Source organism: Streptomyces sp. NPDC016309, assembly GCF_043077235.1.
Classification (GTDB): domain Bacteria; phylum Actinomycetota; class Actinomycetes; order Streptomycetales; family Streptomycetaceae; genus Streptomyces.
Window position 1 is genome coordinate 552715 of record NZ_JBIBSG010000002.1, and the last position, 23221, is coordinate 575935.

At 70.9% G+C, this 23221-nt stretch carries 21 protein-coding genes; 13 read left to right on the top strand and 8 right to left on the bottom strand.

The genetic code is table 11. From position 1 onward, the window contains the following. On the bottom strand, positions 1 to 671 hold a 671-nt coding region (locus tag ACF068_RS07205), incomplete at its 3' end, for a transcriptional regulator (protein ID WP_392273156.1). 60 nt (positions 672 to 731) lie between these two features. Here ACF068_RS07205 and ACF068_RS07210 point away from each other — a divergent pair. After that, positions 732 to 1946 (top strand): MFS transporter, encoded by a 1215-nt coding sequence (locus ACF068_RS07210; protein WP_392273157.1) that lies wholly within the window; start codon positions 732 to 734, stop codon positions 1944 to 1946. Positions 1947 to 2100: 154 nt separating this feature from the next. Further along, entirely contained in the window at positions 2101 to 2658 is a 558-nt protein-coding gene (locus ACF068_RS07215) for a hypothetical protein (protein ID WP_392273158.1), read from the top strand. A gap of 91 nt (positions 2659 to 2749) precedes the next feature. Here the strand turns inward: ACF068_RS07215 and ACF068_RS07220 are convergent, their stop codons facing one another. Then, on the bottom strand, positions 2750 to 4156 hold the full coding sequence (locus tag ACF068_RS07220) for a helix-turn-helix domain-containing protein (protein ID WP_392273159.1): 1407 nt from the start codon (positions 4154 to 4156) through the stop codon (positions 2750 to 2752). Between the two features lie 234 nt (positions 4157 to 4390). On the opposite strand from ACF068_RS07220, the gene ACF068_RS07225 reads away from it, so the two are divergent. From ACF068_RS07225 to ACF068_RS07235, 3 genes are all read left to right on the top strand, one after another. Beyond that, a complete protein-coding gene (locus ACF068_RS07225) occupies positions 4391 to 5014 on the top strand; it encodes a hypothetical protein (protein WP_392273160.1) in 624 nt (207 codons plus the stop codon). Between the two features lie 476 nt (positions 5015 to 5490). After that, positions 5491 to 6705, top strand: coding sequence for an enoyl-[acyl-carrier-protein] reductase FabV (gene fabV / locus ACF068_RS07230; RefSeq protein ID WP_392273161.1), 1215 nt, complete (start codon positions 5491 to 5493; stop codon positions 6703 to 6705). A gap of 22 nt (positions 6706 to 6727) precedes the next feature. Next, entirely contained in the window at positions 6728 to 7063 is a 336-nt protein-coding gene (locus ACF068_RS07235; protein ID WP_392273162.1) for a hypothetical protein, read from the top strand. 669 nt (positions 7064 to 7732) lie between these two features. Here ACF068_RS07235 and ACF068_RS07240 read toward each other — a convergent pair. Next, a complete protein-coding gene (locus ACF068_RS07240; protein ID WP_392273163.1) occupies positions 7733 to 9361 on the bottom strand; it encodes a CocE/NonD family hydrolase in 1629 nt (542 codons plus the stop codon). A 172-nt stretch (positions 9362 to 9533) separates the two neighbouring features. On the opposite strand from ACF068_RS07240, the gene ACF068_RS07245 reads away from it, so the two are divergent. Continuing rightward, entirely contained in the window at positions 9534 to 10250 is a 717-nt protein-coding gene (locus ACF068_RS07245) for a TetR/AcrR family transcriptional regulator C-terminal domain-containing protein (RefSeq protein ID WP_392273164.1), read from the top strand. 296 nt (positions 10251 to 10546) lie between these two features. Next, positions 10547 to 10981 (top strand): DUF4440 domain-containing protein, encoded by a 435-nt coding sequence (locus ACF068_RS07250; RefSeq protein WP_392273165.1) that lies wholly within the window; start codon positions 10547 to 10549, stop codon positions 10979 to 10981. A 252-nt stretch (positions 10982 to 11233) separates the two neighbouring features. Here ACF068_RS07250 and ACF068_RS07255 read toward each other — a convergent pair whose 3' ends face one another. Then, complete coding sequence (locus ACF068_RS07255) at positions 11234 to 11914, bottom strand: NAD(P)H oxidoreductase (protein ID WP_392273166.1); 681 nt, start codon at positions 11912 to 11914, stop codon at positions 11234 to 11236. 106 nt (positions 11915 to 12020) lie between these two features. Between ACF068_RS07255 and ACF068_RS07260 the strand changes: the two genes are divergently transcribed. Continuing rightward, complete coding sequence (locus tag ACF068_RS07260) at positions 12021 to 12959, top strand: AraC family transcriptional regulator (RefSeq protein ID WP_392273167.1); 939 nt, start codon at positions 12021 to 12023, stop codon at positions 12957 to 12959. 205 nt (positions 12960 to 13164) lie between these two features. Here ACF068_RS07260 and ACF068_RS07265 read toward each other — a convergent pair whose 3' ends face one another. Next, complete coding sequence (locus tag ACF068_RS07265; protein ID WP_392273168.1) at positions 13165 to 14637, bottom strand: alpha/beta hydrolase family protein; 1473 nt, start codon at positions 14635 to 14637, stop codon at positions 13165 to 13167. Positions 14638 to 14888: 251 nt separating this feature from the next. Then, positions 14889 to 15509, bottom strand: coding sequence for a TetR/AcrR family transcriptional regulator C-terminal domain-containing protein (locus tag ACF068_RS07270; protein WP_392273169.1), 621 nt, complete (start codon positions 15507 to 15509; stop codon positions 14889 to 14891). Between the two features lie 65 nt (positions 15510 to 15574). On the opposite strand from ACF068_RS07270, the gene ACF068_RS07275 reads away from it, so the two are divergent. From ACF068_RS07275 to ACF068_RS07285, 3 genes are all read left to right on the top strand, one after another. Beyond that, a complete protein-coding gene (locus ACF068_RS07275; protein ID WP_392273170.1) occupies positions 15575 to 16849 on the top strand; it encodes a beta-ketoacyl-[acyl-carrier-protein] synthase family protein in 1275 nt (424 codons plus the stop codon). Between the two features lie 390 nt (positions 16850 to 17239). Beyond that, positions 17240 to 17530 (top strand): hypothetical protein, encoded by a 291-nt coding sequence (locus tag ACF068_RS07280; RefSeq protein ID WP_392273171.1) that lies wholly within the window; start codon positions 17240 to 17242, stop codon positions 17528 to 17530. Between the two features lie 220 nt (positions 17531 to 17750). Next, positions 17751 to 18338 (top strand): hypothetical protein, encoded by a 588-nt coding sequence (locus ACF068_RS07285; RefSeq protein WP_392273172.1) that lies wholly within the window; start codon positions 17751 to 17753, stop codon positions 18336 to 18338. On the opposite strand, the gene ACF068_RS07290 is transcribed toward ACF068_RS07285, so the two are convergent. Then, a complete protein-coding gene (locus ACF068_RS07290; RefSeq protein WP_392273283.1) occupies positions 18331 to 19008 on the bottom strand; it encodes a hypothetical protein in 678 nt (225 codons plus the stop codon). The two genes, ACF068_RS07285 and ACF068_RS07290, sit on opposite strands and share 8 nt — an antisense overlap. On the opposite strand from ACF068_RS07290, the gene ACF068_RS07295 reads away from it, so the two are divergent. Beyond that, positions 18941 to 19324, top strand: coding sequence for a hypothetical protein (locus ACF068_RS07295; protein WP_392273289.1), 384 nt, complete (start codon positions 18941 to 18943; stop codon positions 19322 to 19324). The genes ACF068_RS07290 and ACF068_RS07295 overlap by 68 nt on opposite strands. Positions 19325 to 19773: 449 nt before the next feature. Here ACF068_RS07295 and ACF068_RS07300 read toward each other — a convergent pair whose 3' ends face one another. Then, positions 19774 to 20511 carry a dienelactone hydrolase family protein gene (locus tag ACF068_RS07300; RefSeq protein WP_392273173.1) on the bottom strand — a complete coding sequence of 246 codons (738 nt, stop codon included), beginning with the start codon at positions 20509 to 20511 and terminating at the stop codon, positions 19774 to 19776. 1030 nt (positions 20512 to 21541) lie between these two features. Here ACF068_RS07300 and ACF068_RS07305 point away from each other — a divergent pair. Beyond that, positions 21542 to 22573 carry a pentapeptide repeat-containing protein gene (locus ACF068_RS07305; protein WP_392273174.1) on the top strand — a complete coding sequence of 344 codons (1032 nt, stop codon included), beginning with the start codon at positions 21542 to 21544 and terminating at the stop codon, positions 22571 to 22573. Positions 22574 to 23221: the final 648 nt, after the last annotated feature.

Here is a 23221-nt window from a genome sequence, read left to right on the forward strand (position 1 = left end):
GACGGGACGTCCCAGCACAGCCAGCTCTGGCTCAGGGTGACCGGGACGAACATCAGCCGCCCCCGGAAGAGTTCCAGCGGCGGGCCGTCGCAGACAGTGGTTCGCAGACGGTCGCCCCCGAGCCAGCGCATGTCCGGGCGCATCTCGTTCAGAGCGGCGGCCCAGCCGTGCCGCCCGAGCCGGGCGGTACGGGCGACGATATCGGCCTCCATGATCCCGAGGCGGCGTGGCCACGAGGGCTCGACGGTCTCCGACCAGACCCACTCCAACAGGCCCGCGGCCCGCTGGGCCAGGTCGTCGCGGCGCAGCAGCTCCGGCAACGGGCCGTTGAGCGACTCCTCCAGGTCGGCGCGGACTGCCGCGGGCGGGGCGCTGCGGACCTGTTCCAGCTCCTCGGGGAACGTGCGACCGCCGTCGCCCGCCGGGGCGGGGGTGAGGAAGGTCGCGTTCCAACGGCGTCGCAGCGCGGCCCTGACCAGAATTGCCGTCACCGGATCACCGGCGAGGCGGTCCCGGTAGCGGGACAGGTGAGCGGCGAGCCACTGGTGCTCCCCGAGGTGGGCGGCGCGGCCGTGGTGCAGGGTCTTCAGGCCGGCGAGCGTCTCGGCCAGCGGAGAGATGACGAAACGGCTCCCGGCGAGAGTGTCCGAATCGACCCGCCACCAGCTCATTGGTTTCGCCTCCCCGCGAAGGATTACGACCGCTGCCCCATGTCGGAGACGCTCTCCGCCATGCGTGCGTATCGAGAATTGTTCCGTACCAGCGAATTCACCCCCCTCTTCCTCGCCTCGGCCGGGCAGACCACGGCCCAGACGATCGGCGGGCCGGCCCTCGGCATCCTGGTCTACGAGCGGACGGGCTCGGCGCTGCTGTCCTCCCTTGCCATGTTCGGTACCGCCTTCGCCCAGGCGGTGGGGGCGGCCACCGTACTGTCCGCAGCGGACCGGCTGCCACCGCGCGCCGCCATGACGGTCCTCGGCCTCCTCTTCGGAATGGGCGTGGCCGTGCAGGCCATACCCGGCCTGCCCGTGTGGGCCGTGTTCGCGGTACTGCTGGCGCTCGGCGTCGCCGGGTCGGTCAGCGGCGGGGTCGGATACGGGCTGCTCAACGAGATCCTGACCCGGGACGGATATCTTCTGGGGCGCTCCGTCCTCAACATGTCGGTCGGGGTCATCCAGATCTGCGGCTTCGCGCTCGGCGGCGCGCTGGTGCCGATGATCTCGGCGCGCGGCACGCTGCTCCTGTCCGCCGTCCTGTACGTGGTGGCCGCCGTGGTGGCGGGCTGCGGGCTGAGCAGCCGGTCACCCCGGGGTGCCGGGAGGGCGTCGATCGCCGAGACCTGGCGCACGCACGCACGGCTGTGGTCGCTGGCGCCCCGGCGGTACGTCTACCTCGCGCTGTGGGTGCCGAACGGTCTGATCGTCGGGGTGGAGTCGCTGTACGTCCCGTACGCGCCCGACGACGCGGGCCTCCTCTTCGCCTGCGGGGCCGTGGGGATGCTGGTCGGGGACGTCGTCGCGGGCCGCTATCTGCCGGCCCGCTGGAGGGAGCGGCTGCCCGTCCCGTTGTGCGTCCTGCTGGCCGCTCCGTACCTGCTCTTCTCGATCGGCCCCGGATTGTCGATCGCCCTGGTGCTGGTCACCGTCGCCACCTTCGGATACGCGGCGGGGCTGCTGCTCCAGGAACGGCTGATGGCACTGACGCCCGACGCACTGAGCGGGCAGGCACTCGGCCTGCACAGCTCCGGGATGCTCACCATGCAGGGGGCCGGGGCGGCGGTGGCCGGGTCCGTGGCCGAACTGACGTCACCCGCCACCGGGATGGTGGTGACGGCGGCGGCCTCGCTCGCCGTGACCTTGCTGCTGGCACCCGGGCTACGCGGCGGCCCGGCGGCCACCGTGGCCACGGCCCCGGAACAGAGAGCCGCCACGCCGCCGTCCTCCTGAAGGCGCACTGGAGCCGTACCGCCGATCCGATCCCGATCGGGCGACTCCTCCGCCGGCAGCTCGCGTCGGCGTCAGGCCTCGCGCCGCTCATACGGGGGGCGTTGAGTACCCGTACTCATGCGGGCGGCGTCGCCTCGTTCGTACCGTCGACCCCATGAGGAAGATCGCCGCGCTCCTGGCCCTGCTGCTGGCCGCCCTGACGACCACGGGCTGTTCCGTACTGGAGCGGGATTACCCTGCCGGCGACCCGGCGAAGCTGGCCCAGCGTCTCAGGGACCGCGCGCAGTGGGCGTACGACGGCATGGCCCTGCCGCCCCACAAGGCGGTCGGTCCCCGACCCGTTGAGCCCCAGCACAGCTGCTACGCGGGCGGCTTCACGATCGACGAAACGGTCCCCGACGTTGTCACCTTCAGCCTCACCTGGACGGTCGAAGGCATCCCGGACGACGTCGCCCGTGCCACGGAAGCCCGCTTGCGCCGGGAGTTCACCTCCGCCGGCTGGACCCTCACCCACGACGGCAACCGCCGGATCAAGGACCACGTCGAGTACGGCTTCCGCTTCGAAGATCCGTCGACAGGCGACAAGTTCGACCTGGACTGGAACAACTCGACCACCTCCCTCTTCCTGTCCGGCTATACGCCTTGTGCGCAGGTCCCCCAGGAGGCGGCCGACCATCCCTCAGCGCAGACCTGGACCCCTCAAACCGCCTGAAACGCCGCTCCGATCCGCGTCTGCGCGTAGGCGCTCACCTTCTGGCCCGCGTGCACGTCCGAGGGCCTCCCTTCCCCGACGTGGCCCGTCCTTAGCTGCTGCGCTCCCATCGGCGTCCCAGGGTGTCGTACGTGTACTGGGGCAGGCCCTCGATGGCGCTGGTGCGGAACGGACGGCCGTCGTCGTCGATGCGCACCGTGCCCTTGCGGCCCTGGGAGGACCAGTCCAGCTCCAGGTACCAGCGGCAGTCGCACGAGCTGGTCCCGGCCGTGACCAGCAGGACCTCGGGTTCCTTCGCCGAGACGCGGTAGGGCATGCGTACGGCCGGGATCGGCGTGCCGGCATCGTTCCCGGCGACCGCGCGGGCGAGGGGGCGGTCCTTGTCCAGGTCCACGGCGAAGTACCGGGGAGTGATCGAGCCGCCGCAGCCCTGATCCATGGCGTAGGCGTTGCCCTCGGCCGGCGCCTTACGGCCGACCACGCGCACACGCAGCGCCTCCAGTACGACGGCCGTGTCGCTGCGCCCCTGCACCGACAGATGCACGAGCGTTTCGCCGCCGTCCACCGCGCCTTGTGTCGCCGCCCAGGGCGCCGCGTCCTGCGGGGCCGGGGGAGGGGGGACCTGGCTCGGCGGCTTGGCGATGACGTAGTCGTGACCGCAACCGAGCTTCCACGTGTGGGAGGTGACGGACCAGGTGAGCGGCAGCCCGGCAGGCTGTGCACCGCGGGGCGGGGTGGAGGTCGCGCCGGGCGGGCGAGAGGTGTCCGGCTTCCTCTTCGGGGTGGCCGAGCCCGAAGGCCGCTCGGAGGCGGGGGCCTGGCTCGGGCTGGGTGAGGCATCCCGTCGCTTCGGGGGCCTGGCCTTGGCCGTATTGGGCGCCGCCGGACCGGCGGCCGGGGAAGGACCGTCGGCGGACGCCCGCCGCCCGTCCGGCAGCACGAACAAGGCCCCGAGCATCGCGAGTACGGCGCAGACGGAGGCCAGTCCGACCACGAGAGGTCTACGGCGGTGCCAGGGGCGGCGCGGGGGCGCCGGCGCCGGCGCGGGCGCGCCGGGCGGTCCGGGCGCAGGGTCCGCTGCGGCGACCGGACCGCCGGTGGCCTTCGGCGCCGTGTCCGGTTCGGCGATGCCCTCCACCGCTGTGTCCGGTCCGTTCGCCGCGTCGTTCACGGCTCCCGCCGCCATGGCGTCGGGCGAGCTCTCCGCCGCCCCCGCCGTAAGAGGCCGACGGCGGGCTGCCGCTGCCAGGAGCCAACGGCGGTGGAGTTCCAGGCGGTGTTCCGCAGTCGCCCCGCACAGGGCCGCGAAGCGCTCCACGGGGGCGAAGTCGACCGGCACCGCGTCACCCGCACAGTAGCGGTGCAGCGTCGAGGTGTTCATACCCAGACGGCGGGCCAGCGAGCCATAGCTGCGGTCCGTTCGCTCCTTCAGCGCCCGCAGCAGCGCCGCGAACTCCGCCACCTCGTCGATGCCGTCGCCGTCGTCCCGTACCGCCACGGCTTCCCCCGTCCTCGTACGACCCCACCCGGCCCGGGACGGCATCCCAGGCACCTCATGTACCTGCACGTCAGAGGGGCTGGGACGGTTCCACCCCGCCCGATCGGCCGTCGGCTGTTGCGCCCGGCCGCTGTGATCGCTGATGCTCTTGGTGCCGCACCGACCAGGCCCGGGCCGACCAGCCGGCCTCGCCGCGGCGTCCACGTCCACGCACTCATCCACGGGGGAACACCCATGTCCATGCGCATCCGAACGAGCGCTCTCACCGCACTCGGCGTCGCCGCCCTCGCAGCGGGCACGGTCCTCACGGCACCGGCCGCCGGCGCCGCGCCGAAGGCCGCCGCGCCCACGTTCCTGTCGGCGTCCCAGTTGCCGCCGCACCCGACGTCGTCCTGGACCGCCGGGCCGGTCACCGACGGGTTCCCGGAGGAACTCGGCCTCTGCGTGAGCACGGAGGGCGTGCCCGCCTACGACTACCGGCACCGGACGTTCCGGACCGACCTGGACACCAGCGCAGTGCAGCTGACCGTCGTGACGGGCACAGCCGCCCAGGCCAAGGCCCTGGCGAAGCACTACGACGACCTGATCCGCACCTGCGCCGACCGTATCGAGAAGTCCTCGCCCGACGTCGAGGCCGAGGGCCGGGACTACGGCACGCTGCCGGTCGAGGAGGGCGCCCGCGTCCGTGGCCTGCACACCGAGACGTCCTGGGGTGCCACCGACATCGCCCTGCTGTCGGTCGGGCGCGACGACAGGACCGTCACCGTCGTGGAGTGGAGGCAGATGGGCGACTTCGGGAACGCGCCCGTCGCCGCCTTCAAGAAGACCACGAGCACGGCCGTCAACAAGCTGTACTGACCGGGCGGCCATCCGGAAAGGGCGGGACCAGTGGTGCGGCCACCGGCCGTGCCGCTGCCCTGCCGGGTCTCGCCGCTGTGTCGCTGTCCTGCCGTCGTGCGGTCGCTCCGTGCCCATTCCGTGGCTGGGCCGACCGGTCACCGTCGCGCTGGTCGCCCGCGCCGAGGGCGGGCGCCCCTGGGCGGGCGCCCGCCAACACGCCCAGGCCGTACCCGCGATCCGCCGATCCGTCCCGCTGAGCTTCCTTGGGCGGCGGCAGCAGATGCTGTGCCTACAGCGGCACCGGCACGGCCGGCCCGCCCACTGCGGCGGCTGCGTCTTGCTGAGCCGGAAGTGGTGGAACACTCCAATACAGGCTCATGATCGTTGTTCCTGGCGGGGCCGCCGAGTACGGGGAAGTCTGCGCAGACTTGCAGGGCGTGGTCGGCCGGGCCGGTCACCACGTCCGTGCCCCGACCGACCCAAGGACTGTCATCGTGAGCGAGCGTGTTCTCACCCCCCGCAACCGGGGCTTCCTCTTCCTCGACTCCCACCCGGCGGGCTGCCGGAAGCTGGTGGACGACATGTGGCGGGCATGCCCGGCACCCGCCGGCGTGCCTGTCGACGACGGGCCGGTCGCGCTGGTCATCGGCTCCTCCGCGGGATACGGCCTCGCCGCCACGCTTGCCGGACTCAAGCGCGCCGGTATCCGCGGTATCGCGGTGTCCTTCGAGAAAGCCCCCACCGTGCGGCGTACCGCGACGGCCGGCTGGTACCGCACCGCGGCCACCGCCGACATCGCCCGCAGCGCCGGGCGGGACATGGTCTTCCTCAACGGCGACGCGTTCTCCGACTCGATGAAGGAGCAGGTCGCCGACCTCATCGAGCAGCGTTTCGGGGGCCGACTCGACTACCTGATCTACTCGGTGGCCGCGCCCCGGCGCACCGACCCCGACACCAATACCACCTACGCATCGGTTCTCAAGCCGATCGGCCGGGCGAACCGCACCAAGACCCTCATCTTCGACGATGAAGGCGTTGCTGAGGTCCGCGAGGTGGAGACCGAACCCGCCGAGGGCGACGACGTGGAGCAGACCGTCGCCGTGATGGGTGGTGCGGACTGGGAGCGCTGGATCGAGCACCTCGCCGCGCGAGGGCTGCTTGCCGACGGGTTCGCCACCGCCGCGCTGTCCTACATCGGCTCGTCCCTGACGGCGGCGATCTACCGGCAGGGCACCATCGGCGCGGCCAAAGCCCATTTGGAGGCCACCGCCCGCACCCTGAACGAGCGCCTCGACAAGACCGTGGGCGGGCTGGCCGTGACCTCCGTCAACGGCGCCGCCGTCACCCAGTCCTCCACCGCGATCCCCGGCATCGCCCTGTACACCGGCCTGTTGCGCGGCGTCCTCGGAGAGGGCCTCGTCCCGCCGATCCGCCAGCTCGCCACCTTGTGGGACCAGCTCACCGGCGCCGCCCCGCTCGTCCTGGACGACGAAGGCCGCATCCGGCTGGACGCCTTCGAACTGGCCGACGACGTGCAGGCGGCCGTCGCAGAACGCTGGGAGACCGCCACCACGGCGACCGTCGCCGACCTGGCCGACCTCGACTGGTTCCGCGCCGAGGTCCGACGCCTCTACGGATTCTCCGTCCCCGGCATCGACTACACAGCGCCAGTCGCCACCGACGTCCCTTGGCCCGCCTCCACCTTCTGACCGGTCCGTTAGGAGGACAAACATGATCAACTCCTTCCCCCCTCGGAAGGTACGCGGAGCACTGGTCATCGTCGCCATGCTGACCGCTTCAGCCTTCCCGGCGCTCCTGGCCGTCCTACCGCTGGCGCTCAACGGCGCGCAGCAGCTCCTGACCGACTCCACTCCCACGCACACCACGTCCGCCGCAGCGGGGTCCGTCATGCTCATGGCCGCCGCGCTTCCCTTCGTCGGCGGGCTCGCCACGCTGGGCTATGGACGGGCTCGACTGTCGAATGACAGGGCCTGGGGGGTGACGGCTGCGTTCGTATTCATTACTGGCCTCATCGCCTGCGTCGTCGCCATGTTCTACGCCGCCTGATCGTCTCCCCGATGGCTGCCGGCCCACCGTGCACCGTGCCCGAAGCACACATTCGGGCGGACGCCGCCTCGGCGTCCGGCACATGACCAAGCGGGCGAAGCAGCTCGGGGCGCCGTTCGAGGGCAGAGGGTGGCGGCTCAGCCGGACAGCGCGACGGTGAGGCCCACGTCGGCCCGCTTCCCGGGAAAGCCCAACTGTGTGACGCGCCCCGGCCGCGCGCGCTCGGCACCGCTGACTCCAGCACCGCCCCGCGCCGCCGGCGCGGCCACGTGGTCGTGTCGCTCCCGGACAGCCGCAGCAGAGCGAACGTGACGAAGTGTGCCGGCCACTGGCCCGTGGTTCGGGCCGCATGGGTGCCGTGCCGCGCCGCGCGAGCCGGTCCCGCAGCCGTTCGCATGCGAGGCGCCCGGCGGCGTCCCGCACCACAGACTCGTCGTCCAGTGTGGTTGGGTAGAGCGCGGGCGGACCATGCAGGCGTACCGGCGGGCCAGGAGGACCAACTCGGCACGCTCGGCCCGGTCCTCGACGCCGCCGTGCTCTCCGGGCCGCCGCACCGTGTCCCTCCACCCCGGTTGGCGGCGGCCTGGCCGCCTCGCGCAGCGCGGAGGCGGTCCGCCTGGACGACGAGGCCTGCGCCGAGGAAGGAGCTGGACCCTCGGGTCCGGCTGGTCAGCCGTTCACCGGGGGGCCGAGCCCGGAACCGGGGTCGTGGATCGGAAGCATCAGCGCCGAGTCGGTGTGGAGCGTGATGCGCACCGGTGTGAAGGAAGTGGTGTCCACCGGCGACACCCCGTTGCCGGGATTGCGGGCGTAACGCGGATGGGCGCCCCCGCTGATCTGCCAGCGTATGCGGTGACCGACGGCAAATCTGTGGGCGGTTGAGCTCATCGGCACGGTAATCTGCGACGGCTCGTGCCCGTCCGTCCGCAGACGGCCCAGCCCGTCACAGATGTTGACGGAGCGGCCCCGCGTGTCGACGTCGCACAGACGGGTGAAGACGTCGCCATGACCGGTGTCCGTGGAGATGCTCAACCGCGCCGAGACCGGTCCGAGGATGTCCACGGGCTCGGTCAGCGGGGGGCTGGTGAACGTCAGGACGTCTTCCCGAGCCTCCAAGCTGCTGTTGTCGCGAGGTCCGGCGGTACGGGAGAGCACAGGGCCGCCGAGAGACGGGGTGGGGTCGTCGGGGTCGTAGCGGAACGACGCCAGTGGTGCCGAGTCCGTGGGAGCCTGCCGGGTCAGATGCCCCTGCGCGGTGGGAAACCAGGGGCCGACGGCCCTGGTCGGTGGCCAGTCGTCGAGGTCCCGCCAGGCGTTTTCGCCGCCGATGTGCACGCGCACCCTTGTGGGACGAACGCCGGAGGGGTCGGCGTGCAGGTGAGCGCGCAGCCAGGTGAGGCTTTCGGCGAACACCTCGGGCCACCCCTGTTGCAGGGCGGAGGTGTGGGTCCAGGGGCCGACAAGCAGGCTGGTCTCGCATCCGGCCAGACGTAGCCGGTCGTACTGCTCGAAGGTCTGATCGGCCAGCGCGTCATGCCATCCGGTGATCAGACTCGTGGGCACGCCGAGCCGCCCCGCCACCCGCGCCAGGGAAGCGCCCCGCCAGTACGCGTCCTCGGCGTCCGGGTGTGTCATCACGTCGTCCAGCCACGGCACTTCGCCCCCCAGGGCTGACGCGTACGCCCCGCGCAGCGGCTGCGCGGTGGTGACATCACGCAGGCGTCGTTGCAGGCGCAGTGTCGCCCTCAGGAACGGCCCCATCCCCTGGTGCTGGTAGGTCATGCCGACGGCGACGGCGAGTGCGGTCTCCAGGCGTAGCGCACCGTGCGCATGGAACAGGGCGTAGGGATCGTGCAGGCCCACCTGCACCACCATTGCCTTCAGCTCCGGTGGCGGGTCCTCGGCGAGGGCCCATTGCACGTAGCCCAGATAACTGGGGCCGACGGTGCCCAGTGTCCCGTCGAACCAGGGTTGCTCGCGCAGCCAGGACACCGAGGCCTGGCCGTCGGCGGCCTCGTTGCGCCACAGGTCGAACGCACCCCCGGAGCCGCCGGTGCCGCGGCAGCTCTGCAGGAGTACGTGGAAGCCCTGTTCGGCGAAGAGCAGGCCGTACATAGGGGACCACGGCAGGCCTCTGCCGTACGGCGAGCGCACCAGGAGGGTGGGGAAGTCGCCCTCGGCACGCGGAAAGTAGTGGTCCGCGATCAGCGAGCTGCCGTCGGCGGCCGGCACCAGCAGCCCCGGCTCCCACCCGACATCGTGCCGTTTGGCTGGGAGGCCGCGCCAGGTCGCCCTCATCAACCGTGAGGCCAGTGGCGGCCTACCGGAAGGCGGAGCCCAGGGCGGCCTCGACGCGGAACCGTGCACGCGTGATGTCATCGTTCTCCTCGCTATTCTCGTACGTTGTACGAGAATAAAGGATGCTTGACTGTGGCCCACAAGGGCCACCGATCAAGGAAGGAGCATGGTCATGCCCCGCGACGGAGGGGGCGATGCCCCAAGCCTCGACCCGCAACAGCTCTGGCTGACCTCCGGTCGGCCGCGCAGGGGTCGGAAGCCCGGCTACAGCCGAGAGACGATCACCGCGGCAGCCGTTGCCTTGGCGGACGCCGAGGGTCTCGAAGCGGTCACCATGAGGAAGGTCGCCGCACAGGTCGGAGCCGGCGTCATGTCGCTGTACAGCTATGCCCCGGACAAAGAGACACTGCTGCACCTGATGGTCGACCATGTCAGCGGCGAACTGCCGATCACGGACACGCTCACCGGCGACTGGCGCGCCGACCTGAAAGCCATCGCCCACCTCCAGCGCACCCAGATGCTGCGACACCCCTGGCTGCCCGCAGCCCTGTCCACCCGGCGCATCCCCGGTCCCAACACCCTGGCCTTCCTGGAGTACGCGCTCGCCGCCATGCGGCCCACTGGACTGGACGGCAGGGCGAAGCTGGAGATCTTCGCCCAGCTCACCGCATTCGTGGCCGGGCATGTCGCCCACGAAATCGCGCAGGCCACAGCCGCGCAGTCCCCTGAGCGGGCTGCAGCCGAAGCCCGCTACCTCGCCGCCGTCGCCGCGGACGGACACCACCCGGAACTTGCCGAAGCCCTCTCCGCCCCCGGGCGCCCCCTCACCCCCGAAGCCACCTTCGTCCGGTTCCTCAACCGCCTGATCGGTGGCCTCGACACCAAGTGATCCCGCACTGCCGGTGTTCGACGAGAGTCCGGTAGGTGTTCGCGACGGCGCGTCGGCGGGCAGCGGGGTGGTGCGGCCGACCGGCCGCGGACCGCGCCGGAGTCCTCGCGGCCAGCACGGCGCGGGCGGGGCGGCGCCCGCGCCCGGGTTGCCGCCGTACTTCAGGCCGTGCTCACGCGTCTGCCGACCTGCGGACGCGGGCGTGGGGGCCGGCACCACGGAGCTAATCAAGTTTGACTACTTGACTCTCAGGGCATACGGTCAACGAAAGTCAGCAACCTGCACAAGGGGGACCCGTGACCGTACTGCCCGACACCGGCTATACCCCGTCCGCCGAGGACCGCGCGAGCCTGGACGCCTGGTTCGCCGCGTACGACTCGGCCAGCGCCCGGCGCGACATCGGCCGCATGGCCGACATGGCGGTCTTCCCGCTCAACCTGGTCAGTGATGACTCCAAGGGCGACGGCCGCACCACTCAGTGGACCCGCCAACAGTTCATCGACACCATGAGCCAGGTCATGAGCGAAGGAGGCGGCGAGGCGATCTCCTTCGAGTCGACCCGCACCCCGGTCTTTCTGAGCCCGTCGATGGCCGTGGTGTTCACCGACTCGACCATGACTGCCGGTGAGGAGAAGCGGCAACTGCGGTACGCCGACATCCTCGTACGGCGAGGGGGAACCTGGGCCTTCCAGACCATGGTCCAGAGCGGCTGGGGCGACGCCCTGAGCTGACCGGCCGACGGGTTCGTGGGTCGGGAACGCCCCGGAGGAGCAGGCCGATGTACTGGGCCGACGCCGTCGGCCACGTCCGTCCGGGCCTGGGCCGCCCTGCAACTGGCGGTCCAGGCCGTGCCCGATTGAGCGATGTACTTCCATGGCCTCGGCGTGCCCTGACGCACCCTCACACGGCGCGGGAAGGCGAAGGCGGACGGACGGATACGGGCCGGGGAGCCGGGGGCGTACGGGCCGGCGGCTCCCTGGCGTTTAGGCCGCCACGAGTTCCTCGGCGACGAACGTGTCCACGAACTCCTTCGCGCGCCGGTCGAGATCGGCGTACTGCGCCTCTCGCTCAGAGCCAGTGACCGCTTCGCCGACCAGGAGGTTGCCTTCGGCGTCGACGCGCTGCGGGCGTTCCTCCGCGTCGGTGAGCAGGGCGACGGTGGAGTGGGACAAGCCGCAGTAGGAGGCGATGCCTTCGCTCAGATTGGCTTCGAGGACGGTTTGCATCCCCTCCACGACGGGATCGTCGCCAGTGGCGCCGGCCAGGCCCAGCCACAGCATGCGCTTGCCGGCGAGGCGGGGCTTGCTGCGGCCGTAGGCGAACCCGTAGTTCCATACGCGGTCGATCCAGCCCTTGAGGATGGCGGGCACGCTCTGCCAGTACACCGGGAAGACGGCGACGATGACATCGGCGTCGAGGATGCGCTGCATATGGGCGTGCACTTCGTCCGAATACGGCTTTTCCCTGTTGCCCCAGTCCGGCTGGTCCGACGTGGTCATCCGCGGGTCGAACCCCTCGGCGTGCAGGTCGAGCAGGTCAATGCGGTACCCGGCGGCTTCGAGCCGGGCGGCAGCACGGCGGGCCGTGTGCGCGGTGAGGGAATCGGTGCGGTGGTGGGCGACGACCACGAGGGCTGTCCTGGCATGGCTGTTGTGCTGCTGCACGGTGTGTCTCCCGGCTGGTCTCGGTCGATTCGGTGAAACCAGTACAGCCGCGGTGACGTAGATGATCCATGGGAGAAGCGCTTCGGAACATAGGAGATCGTCTACGATGCGTTCCGTGGATCCTTTGAGTTCGTTACTGAGCGGCATCCGGGCCGAGGGTTCGGTCGTCAGTCACGCCGTATTGACGGCCCCTTGGACCATCCGCTTCGCCGACGACGCACCGCTCACCATGATCAGCGTGCTGCGCGGCGGGGGCACTCTGATGTTGCCCGACGGCACCGAGAGAGCGGTCGGCGTGGGCGATACCGCCATCGTGAGCGGCCCTGCACCGTTCCATCTCGCGGACCATCCCACCACTGTCCACAGCTCCCATGCCGCGTACGAGATCGCCTGCTTCACCAAGGACGCCGAGTGCACCGCCCAAGAACTCGACGGTATCCACTGGGGCACCGATGCGGAGGAGGCGACCGCGCTCATCGTGGGCGCCTACCGCGCCTCGGGCCATCGGCACGAGCGGCTCCTGCGTGCCCTGCCGCCCGTCCTGGTGATCAAGGAGGACGTCGAGGTATGTGCCTGGCTGGAGACGGCCGCCGCCGATGCCGCCCAACTCCCGGCCGGTTCACAGGCGTTGATGGACCGGCTCCTCGACTGGGCCCTCGTGTGCACGTTGCGCAACTGGTTCGACCGGGCCGGCGCCGACGCGCCCAGCTGGTACCGGGGTCTCTCCGACCCGGTCCTCGCCCCCGCCCTGGAGGCCTTCCATGACCGGCCCGCCGAGGCCTGGACAGTGGCGTCGCTGGCCACTCGAGCCGGCGTCTCCCGGGCGCTGTTCGCCAAGCGCTTCACCAAGCTGATGGGCCGCCCGCCTCTCGCCTACCTCACCGAATGCCGCATGGACGAGGCCGCGGCGCTCCTGACCGACACCGATCTCAGCATCGCCCAGATCGGAAGGTCGGTCGGCTATGCCGACGCGTTCGGCTTCAGCGCCGCGTTCAAACGCCACAAGGGCCTGAGCCCCAGGACGTTCCGCGCCGCAGCGGCCTGAGTTCCGGTCCGGGCGACCTCTGCTGGCCACCATCCACTGCACCCCTCAGCGGGGGGATGGCTGCGGGGGCGGCGCCCCCGCCGTTTCGCGGCCCGGCGCCCGGTCCCGTTGGGGCGCTTCAAGTCGCGGCGTTGCGTTGGTTGTCATTCGGTGCCGGTGCCGGTGCCGGTGCCGGTCACGTCGGCTGCGGGAGCGCGGCCGATCGTTACGGGTGGACGCTGAGGTCGCCGTAGGTCGACAGAACACCGGCCAGGCTGCCCGGTTTGTGCCGCAGCGTGGAGTCCAGGAAGGCGAGAGTGGCTGCGGCGACGACGCGCGGGCTTTCGGCGCGGCCCAGGGAGCCGACCATGGAGCGCACGGGCGGCAGGTAGAGAGGAGCGTCCATGAAGGTGAGGTGTGCGGAGCCGGGGATGGTGAGCCGGTAGCTCGTCGCGGTGCTGCGCTCGAGGGCCTTGGTGAGGCGCGGTATGTAACGCGAGTCGGTCTGGGGAGTGATGGCCTGGGTGAGCCCGAGCGCCGGCTGGTGGTAGGAGGTCGGGTCGGGATCGCGGGGATAGCCGTCCAGATCGATGACGGCGGCGAACCGGCGGTCCTGGCGGGCTGCCTGCAAGGCGGCAGCACCACCCAAAGAGTGACCGGTCACCGCGGCCCGGCCGGTGTCCAGACGCCCGGTCAGCGGGCCCGCGATCCGACCTTTGTCCAGACGGCCCAGTTGAGTCAGGCCGAAGCTGAGGTCCGCGGCGCGAATTCTCGTTGTTTCAATGGCCCGCTTGTCGTCTTCGTCGTCGTTGCCGGTGGGAGCGATCTTCGTGTTGATCGTTCTGCCATCGGCGAGAACGACGGCGGCGGAGTCGTAGGGGTGGTCGAAGGCGGCGACCACGTAGCCGTGGCTGGCCAGTTCCTCCGCCCAGGCGGTGCTCTGGGTACGCACTCCGCCCAGCCCGGGGGAGAACAGTACGACCGGAAACCGTCCGCCCTTGTCGGCGACCGGGGCGTTGAAGACCGCATGGGTGTGGGCGCGGGGGACGCCGTCGACCAGGAAGCCGGGCAGACCGGCATAGCCCGCGAGGGCGTCGGAGACGGTGTGTGCCTCGTCCCGCGTGCGTCCGAGGTACTGGGCCCGCTGCGCGTCTGCGGGGCTCTGTTGCGCCGGGTACCAGAGCTGGACCACGACCGTGCGCCGGTCTCGAGGGTCCGCCGTGGCGGTCTCAAGACGGTCAGGGTCGGTCCACTGCACCACGCGGGTACCGACCGCGAAGTCCCCTGACGGCGTGGGGAACACGGGTACGGGGAACGCCCAAGCGGCCACCGGGCCCGTGGCGATCAGGCCGAGGCAGGCCGCCGACCCCGGCAGCGCCAGCCACCATCGCGCCCGCCACGCCGGCCGGCCGCTGCGTCGCAGCAACGGAGACACGGCGAACGGCAGCGCGCAGGCAGCGCCGGCCAGTACCGGCAGCATCTGCCAGCGGAGCCCCGCCACGCTCAGCACGATCGCAGACAGTACGACGACCGATCCCGCCGCGATCGTGACGCGTGGACGGGTGGCGGGGGGAAGCCAGCGCGCCCCCACGATCGCGGCGGCACCCAGCAAGGCGAGGACTTCCAGGGGGGACATGTACAGCCTCGTGATGATCTCGGTCACCCGGCCATCCTCGGCGCGGGGCACGCGCTGCTGCATCGGCCCCCGGTCGCTATCGGGTGCGACTGGAGTCGCACCCGAACACGCCGGGTCAGCGTCCGGTGTGCGACCACGGGAGGAGGCAGAGACCATCCTGTGGTGGCATCGCGCCCGGCGACGCCCGGCGGAGTGGGACCTGGGGCAGCAGGGCGGAGCGCGGCCCGGAAGCGGCGGGGGCGCGTGGCCGGCGCTCGGCCGGGCCGCCGGTGGCGGCGCGCGGCACAGCAGCGGATGACGCGCCTTCGATCGAGCTAGGCCGGATCGGGTTCGTCGTGAATGCTCAATGCTCCTGCGAGGTCGAGGTCGCCGGCGGTGCCATGTGCGCCCGCGCGGACGAGAAGCACTGCGCCGAGCGCGGTGCTCCAGAACGTCCTGGCCTCCACGTTGAGCGGCCGGCGGGCCCGCCAGCCGCGCTTTTCGATGAGCTGGCGCACGAAGCGCTCGGATTGCAGGAACAGCAGCTGGAGGTGCTCATCGACGACGGGGGCGAGCTCGGGCTTGGAGATCCCGGCGGCGAGTGCTCGCGTGACTGACGGGAGCGAGGGCATGGCCAGTACGGCGCGGGCGATGTTGCGCCGAAACGTCGCCGCATCGGGGGCCTGGCGACCGATGCGCTCAATGCGTCGGGCGTCGTGCAGCAGGCCGAGAAACGCGGCGTGCACCAGGAGCGAGTCCTTGGAGCCGAAGTAGTACGTGACCTGGTTGGGGAAGGCACCTGCCGCGTTCGCGATCTCCGCGACGCTCACCTCGGCGCCGGGCCGTTCCCTGCAGAGCCGCGCGGTGGCCTCGATGAGCCGGTGCCTCGTCGCGCGACCGCGGTCACGCGACGGAGCCGGCGTTGATCGTGCTTCGCTGCTTCGCTTCTTCTCCACACCGGAATTGTATGTGATACAACAAAGGGGTTCGCTTGTATCTCATACAAGAAAGTTTGAGGGGCATGCACCGCACGCACCGCACTGAAGTCGTCGTGACCGGACTCGGCGCGATCACCCCACTCGGGGCAGACGTAGCGTCCACCTGGGACGCCCTGCTCGCCGGCGAATCGGGCATCCGCGGAGGCGTCCCGCGAGGCCACGAGGACGCCGGCCTTCCCGACGACCTCGTCGCGGGGACGATGGCGATCGACCCCGCCGAGTCGCTGCCGCCGGTGCGGGCCAGGCGGCTCGACCGCTCACAGCAGGCGGCCTTGGCCGCGGCGGCCGAGGCCTGGGCCGATGCCGGGGCCCCGGAGGTGGAGCCGGAGCGACTCGCATCGGCGATCGGCACGGGCATCGGCGGCGTACAGACGCTGCTGAAGGAAGACGACGTCCTGGAGGCGTCCGGGACGCGGCGCGTCTCGCCCCGTACGGTCCCGATGCTCATGCCCAATGCGGCGGCGGCGCTGATAAGCATCGAATACGGTGCACGGGCCGGTGTCTACACACCCGTCTCGGCGTGCTCTTCCGGCGCCGAGGCGATCGCCCTGGGGGCCAGGCTCATCCGGGCCGGCGAGGCGGACGTGGTGATCGCGGGCGGGACGGAGGCCGCGATCACACCGATCACCGTCGCCGGATTCGCCCAGGCGAAAGCACTGTCGCGGCACACCGTCGAACCCGCCTCTGCGTCCAGGCCGTTCGCCGCGGACCGCAGCGGATTCGTCCTCAGTGAAGGCGCGGCCGTCATGGTGCTGGAAAGCGCCGAGCATGCCGACGCCCGGGGAGCGCGCGTCCACGCGGTGCTCGCCGGCGCCGGCATCGCCGCCGACGCCCACCACATCACGGCACCCGCACCGGACGGCTCCGGTCAGATCGCGGCCATGCGGAAGGCCCTCGCACAAGCCGGTTTGGCTCCCGAGCAGATCAGCCACATCAATGCCCATGCCACCGGGACGCCGGTCGGTGACGCTGCCGAGGCGCACGCGATCGCGGAGGTCTTCGGCCCCGCCACCGTGACCGCCCCCAAGGCGGCGCTCGGTCATCTCTTCGGCGCCGCCGGCGCGATCGAAGCACTCATCGCCGTCCTCAGTGTGGAGCACGGTGTCATCCCGCCGACCCGCAATCTCACCGCGGTCGGCGTCGATCCCGACATCGATCTCGATGTCGTCGCAGAGCGACGAGACGTCCCTCAGGAGGCCGTGCTCAGCAATTCCTTCGGCTTCGGGGGGCAGAACGTCTCGCTCATCGTCACCGGTGCACCGCACCATGCGTCCCGCGTGGCCTCGACGGCACCTTGACCGACGCGAACGCCGGCACCCCACTGTGGTGTGGGCCGGGCCGGGCCGGGTCTGCTGCCTGCTGGAAGCAGGCCCGACGCCCGTGCATGCTGCCGTGCGTGCCGCGCCCCGTCGGCCGCCGGCACGCCGGCCCGGACTGTCCGTTCACTTCGTCGTCGTTGCCCCATCGGCGGCCCGGGCCGACGAGGACCAGGGCGCCGCCGTGGTCTACCGCAAGGACGACGCCCAGGTCGTCGTCGACCGGCTACCCACACGCCCGGCTCGACCGCGCGGCGGTCGACATGGTCGAAGCCGACCGCACGGACGCCGAGGCCGTCATCGGCTACGAGACGGTCCGAGCGGTGATGGATACGGCTTGTTCCGAGGCGTCAGGGGGACGATCATTCGGTCATGAGACCCGAAGTGCAGACGTTCGTCGCCGACGGACCGCTTCCCGACTGGGACGCGAGCGAGGATGAGATCGACCGGCGTGAACGCCAGCTGGTCGGGATCTCCCGTCCCGTCACGCCAGAAGAGGCGGCTGCCCTGGCCACTTGCTTCGGCCCCGACGATTGCTACGGCGTCGCCTGGACGCTCGTGCACCTGATCGAGACGGCTCCCGGCCCGGTGCCACAGCTGGAGGGCCCGGGTCCGGAAGCCGGCGACTGGGCCGAGGTTCTGAGGACGCGATGGGGCGGCTAGCCGCCGCTCTCGGACCGTGCCGTTGGCCCACCCCTGCCCCTTCGTTCCTGCCCACCAGGCGGCAGGATGGGCGGTGGCGATGAGCGAGACGGAACTGCTGGCGCTCCAGAGTGAACTCGACTGACCGGATGGTGAGGGGCGTGCACGGCGACGCCACCCGCCCCCGCCGTCGCGAAAGGGCGCCTACGGTGAGCTGCGGGGCGGCGGATAGCGTGCGGGCATGGCGATGACGGGGAAGCGACGGATTCTGTACCGGCAGGGCACTGGGTTCTGGCGGATGACGGCCAAGTGGGTTGTGGTCTTCGGGGCTCTGTACCTGGTGGACGGCGGGCTGCTCCGGTCGTGGGGCGACGCTCTGGTCTGGCCGATGATCGGGATCCTGCTGTGGGTGCCGTTCGGGATCGGCGTCGTCTGGTATCCGAAGAAGGACCAGCGCGTCGAGCTGACGGCGCGTGAACTGCGGGTGCGCCGCAAGCGGCTGCCGATGGAGAAGGTGAACCTGCAGCATGTGGCGCGGCTGTGGCTGGAGGGGCGGTCGACCGCGGACGTTCAGCCGGTGCTGGAGTGGACACGGGGCGACCGGGTGGTGTGGGTGCCGCTGCGGGACGGCCGGGCGTTCGGCGTGGAGTTCCGCGACCCGGCCGCTTTCGCCAAGGTTTTCGGGGCCTTGGCGGTCGCGGCGTGCGGCGGGCCCGACATCGTCCGCGCGAGGGCCGCAGCGGAGACCTACCAGGAGCCGCGCCCGATGCGGCCCCGTCCCGCCGACGACGCGGGCTCCTGGCTGGACGTCCTGGACGTCTTCAGCTGACAGCCGGAAACGCCCGGCAAGGGGCAGCGCTCCGGGCGCGGCCGCCTGACGCCGTCGTGGACGCTGTGCCCGGCGGCTGCTGAGCGAGCGGGGCGTGGTCCGCTTGTGGCAAGTCCTCCTCTTCAGGGGTCCTCCGTCTCCCTGAACCAAGGAGGCAGAGGGCGAAGCCGACGGGGACCGTGACCAGCCCTGGCGTCTGTAAGGGGAAGACGTGGAAGTCCCGGTCGGGGAACAGTGCCGAAGGTGTGCCCGAGACGGCAGGGGAGAGGGCCATGAGCGTGGCCACAAAGGACAGGGGTGTCCCGTACAACCCCCACCGCGCGCCGTGGGCCGTCATGCCGGTCCAGAACAGGGAGCACAGCAGCACAGGTGCCAGTGCGGACGCTGCCACGACGAAGGTGAAGGCGAAGAGGACCTGAGGGTTGCTGTTCTGGGCCCATACGGAAAGGACCACGGCGACGGCACCGACCAGCAGCACGGCGTACCGTGCCCGCCTGAGCTCGGGCAGGGGGGACCGACACAGGCGGCGGCGAAGGGATGGTGCCAGATCGTGGGCGAGCGATGCGGCGACCGCCACAGTGATCCCCGCGACCGCAGCCAGCGTGGTCGCGCAGACAGCGTACGCCACCACCGCGAAGAGCGACGAGATCACGGGCGAGCTCCGCGACACCGTATGGCGGGGGTGGATCAACGACGACCCGTACCGCCCGACCTGGCCCGACGACGGAACGAACGCCCGAGCAGGTGTGCGGATGATCCCGTCAGCCGGGCGCGCACGGCCCTGCGTCGTTGGATCGTGGATGCGCGACAGTTCGGCCTTCACCAAAGCCGGCACCCGGGGACCGGTGGCCGTGTGGGCGACCTTCAACCGGCTTCCTGTGCAGGCCGGTCAGGCGGTGGAGCCGGTGACGGTCGCCCGGCGCCGCGGTAAGGGGCCGGCCGGCGGCGCGAGAACTCCTCCAAGATCACAGCAGGCGATCACGTGATGACACGTTGTCAGTGAGGCTCTCTATATGGGTGGGTTGCGCGGGAAAGCGCGCGTTCGACCAGGGAGGGGGCTCCGGCCTTGCCGTTCGTCAAGGGGTACACCAAGCCGGACGGGACAGTGGTCCGGCCGCAACTGGCGAGCGCCCGGAGGGAACGCGGCGGGAGACCGCGCTCGATGTCGGCATCGTGGCAGCCGTGTTCAGCTTCGGCAGCTTCGGCCGGTCGACAGGCGGCGGAACGGGCAGCGAGCGGTTACCGGCGCCGCGGTCCTCGGCGGCGTTGACGTACCCCATGAAGTGGCGCAGCTCGGACAAGCGGACGCCTCGCCCGGCTCCGCCGGTGTCGTATCGATCTGCCCGAATGTGGTTCTGCTAGGGGGACTTGAGGCGAGGGGACTGCGAGTGTGCCCCGACGCGGACCAGGCCTGCCGCCAGGTTGTTTGCCTGGGTCATGCCCGCAGACCTTCGGTCACGGGCAGGCACTCGGCGAGCAGGTCGACGACGTCGCGCCAGGCTCGCTGCGCGTGCTGTGGGTGGTAGCCGACGCCAGGGACCGTGGGGTGGTCGACGGGCGGGTGGTGGAAGGCGTGCAAGGCGCCGCCGTAGACCGCGAGGCGCCAATCGACGCCTGCGGCCTGCATCTCGGCGGTGAACGCGTTCCGTTGTGCGGGCGGCATGATCGGGTCTTCCGACCCGACGCCGGCCCACACAGGGCAGCGAATGCGCGCTGCCTCGCCCGGTCGGCCCGTGGTCAATGCGTTGACTGTCCCGATCGCGCGCAGGTTGACGCCGTCGCGCCCGAGTTCCAGCCCGACGGCGCCTCCGGTGCCGTATCCGATGGCGGCGACCCGGTCGGGGTCGGCCCGCGATTCGGTGCGCAGCACGTCGAGCGCCGCATGGCCGATGCCCCGCATCCGGTCGGGATCAGCGAGCAGCGGCAGGCAACGGGCCAGCATCTCCTCGGGGTCGCCCAAATAGCGCCCGCCGTGAAGGTCGAAGGCCAGCGCTACGTATCCCAGCTCGGCGAGAGCATCGGCCCGGCGGCGCTCGACGTCGCTGAGCCCCATGCCCTCTGGTCCGAGCAGCACCGCGGGCCGGCGGTCGACACCGGCCGGGAGCGCGAGGTGCCCGATCATCGTCAAACCGTCGGCCGGATACTCGACCGTACGCGTCGTAATCGTCGCCATGACACCGGACTGTAGTGAACGTCGAGCCCGGTCCGTCCGGTGTTCTGCCGCTGGCAGAGCAGTGCGCGTGTCCCTCCGAAATACGGGGGCCGAGCGCTCAGGGCCTCAAGATCACCTCGTTGCCTCTTCAGCGCGTACCCCGGTCACACCCCGTACAGATCCACCCCGACCAGGGAGCGCCGTTTCCCGCTGCCCATCGTCGACTACGCCCGCGCCGACGGCTGCCCCGCTGACCGACGAGGACTTGGACCGGCTTCAGGAGCTCGCCGGCACCCCCTCCTCCCTTCCCTTCCCGTCCGGAAAGGTCACCATCCGATGCCGCTGAACGTACCGTTCCTCTTCTTGCCGGGAGAGGTGGACCGCGCCGCCGAGGCCGGGCAGTGAGCAAGCCGACCCCCGTCTGGGACGACACCCTCCGCTGGCCAGGAGTCATCCACGCCTCCGACGCCCCGCTGTCGCGCGTAAGGCCGTCCACAGAAAGGAATCCTGCCGTACAAGACGCCCGCGCCGGGGCGGACGACGTCTGGAGGCTGCCCGCCGGCCTGGACGGCGAGGCCCTCCGAGCCGCCTGGGGCCGCATCTACGATGCCCTGCCCAAGGCCCTGATTGACGAGCGGCACGCGCTGCGCACCGGCAAGGAGGTCGCCGGAGGCCCGAGCGGCACACAACCGAAAACCGGCGGCGCCGGCGGGTGGCCGACGGCACGGCCGGCGCGGAGCGGTTCACGGAGCCGACTGCCCTCCGTCCTGATATGGCCGGCCGTGGTGCCACCCACCGTGCAAGCCGACGCAGCCGCGCAGCACCCAAGTGGCGAATCGCCCCAGGGTGAGTTGCCATGGGAGGGATGGCGTCCAAGGCCCTGTCCGAGCGCCTCCGGCGGATCGCGCACCGACGCGCCGCACGACGGAGGCGGCGCGGTCGTGACCGCCGCTCCGGAGGCCAGGGGCTGGGCCGTGCCCGCGTCCAGTGGTCCGGGCTCCTGGCCAGTCTCCCGGGCCTGGCGGCACTCCTGGCTCTGCTCTTCACATGGATGCAGGTGTCGCAGGCCAACAAGGAGATCGCGATCATCGAACGAGGACAAGTAACCAACCGGTTCAATGCCGCCATCGGCAATCTGGGATCCGACTCCGCGGACGTCCGGCTGGGCGGGATCTACGCGCTGGAGCGCCTCATGCACGACTCCGCGCGAGACCACCCCACCGTCGTGTCCGTCCTTTCCGCCTACGTCCGCCGTCAGGCACCGGTCCGGGGCGACCCGAGGCAGCTCCCCGTGCCGTCTGAGAGCGAGCCGCCCGCCCGCGCCGACATCCAGGCCGTGCTGGCTGTGCTGTCCTCTCGCGATCCCGCGAAGGACCCACGTCAGCCCATCGACCTCAGCGGTACCAGTCTCCGTGGCGTCGAGCTGTACGAGACACCAGGGCAGGAGATTCAGTTCAGGAACGTGGACTTGACCGAGTCGGATCTGAGCGGCGCGGCCATGCACGGCGTCGACTTGAGCGGTGCCGATCTCTCCTGGGCAAATCTGGCAGCCGCTCAGTTCACTTCCTCCCGGCTTGTCGGTGCGCACCTGTACGATGCGGAACTCACCGACGCGAACCTCGAGAAGTCGGACCTTCGCGAGGCGTATCTGGCGGACGCTGACCTAACGGGGGCATGGTTCTGCTCGGAAACCGTCGACGGCGCCGGCGAAGTGCTTGAGAGGGAATGCGGCAGCCTCAAGGAGGCGGATCTGACCGGCGCGACGCTGACCGGTGCGGGCCTGAGCGGCATGAACCTCAGCACCACGGAGTTCTGCCCGCCCGACGAGCCGCTCTTCTCCGAGCTCAAATGCGCGAAGTTGGAGGGCGCCAGCCTCGAGGACACAGATCTGACGGGTGTGGATCTGGCCGGCGCAAACCTGAAGGGCGCACGCCTCAACGGAGCCGACCTGACCGGTGCCGATCTCTCCGGGGCGGACCTGACCAAGGCGGACTTCACCGGTGCCACCACAGCGGGAGCCACCTTCAAGGGGGCAAGAACCAAAGGTTCCCAAGGCCTTCCACCATCCGTCACCGCGGGTTGACCGACCGACTCGTCGATGCGCCATCGAGGGGTGCGGTGCCATGGATCTGTTGGGAGAGGCGTCCGCATGGGGTAGGCGTTGCTCATCGGTGCCTTACCGCGCCGTCCTGGTGCAGACCTGCTTCCTTGCCTTTCTCCTGGGGCCTGGATCTCAGCTCGCAGCCGAAGTCCAGGCCCCGGTGCCGACCGGCGGGAACGGCAGGCACCACATGCGACCTGACCGCGCCGGGCGGTGCCCGGGGGAGCGGGGGGCCGGATGCGGCGAAGCCCCCCGCGACCACCGGCCTCAGCCACGACCAGCGGCGGCGCTGTGCCGAAGGACGTGAAGAGGCCAGTCGGTACCGATCGTGGCGTTTACCCGCTCGAACATGCGAGGGGCGCCGTGGTAGGCCAGCGGCTGAAACGGACGCCGCAGCGTCCACCACACTGGCCGTGTCCGGCCTCGCGGCACCAGCTCGTGCAGCTCACGCCGATCAGCTCCGAGGCCCGGACTCCACTGGAACCAAAACGTGGGCCGGTAGCGGCGACCTGTCCGCTCCGGTGCTCAGGCGTCCATCGGGTTGTGGTGTGCATGCGCGCGGCCGGACGGAGCGACGCGCCAGATCCGACGGGAACGGGTTGAGCAGCCGCTCCGAACCGGCATCACGGT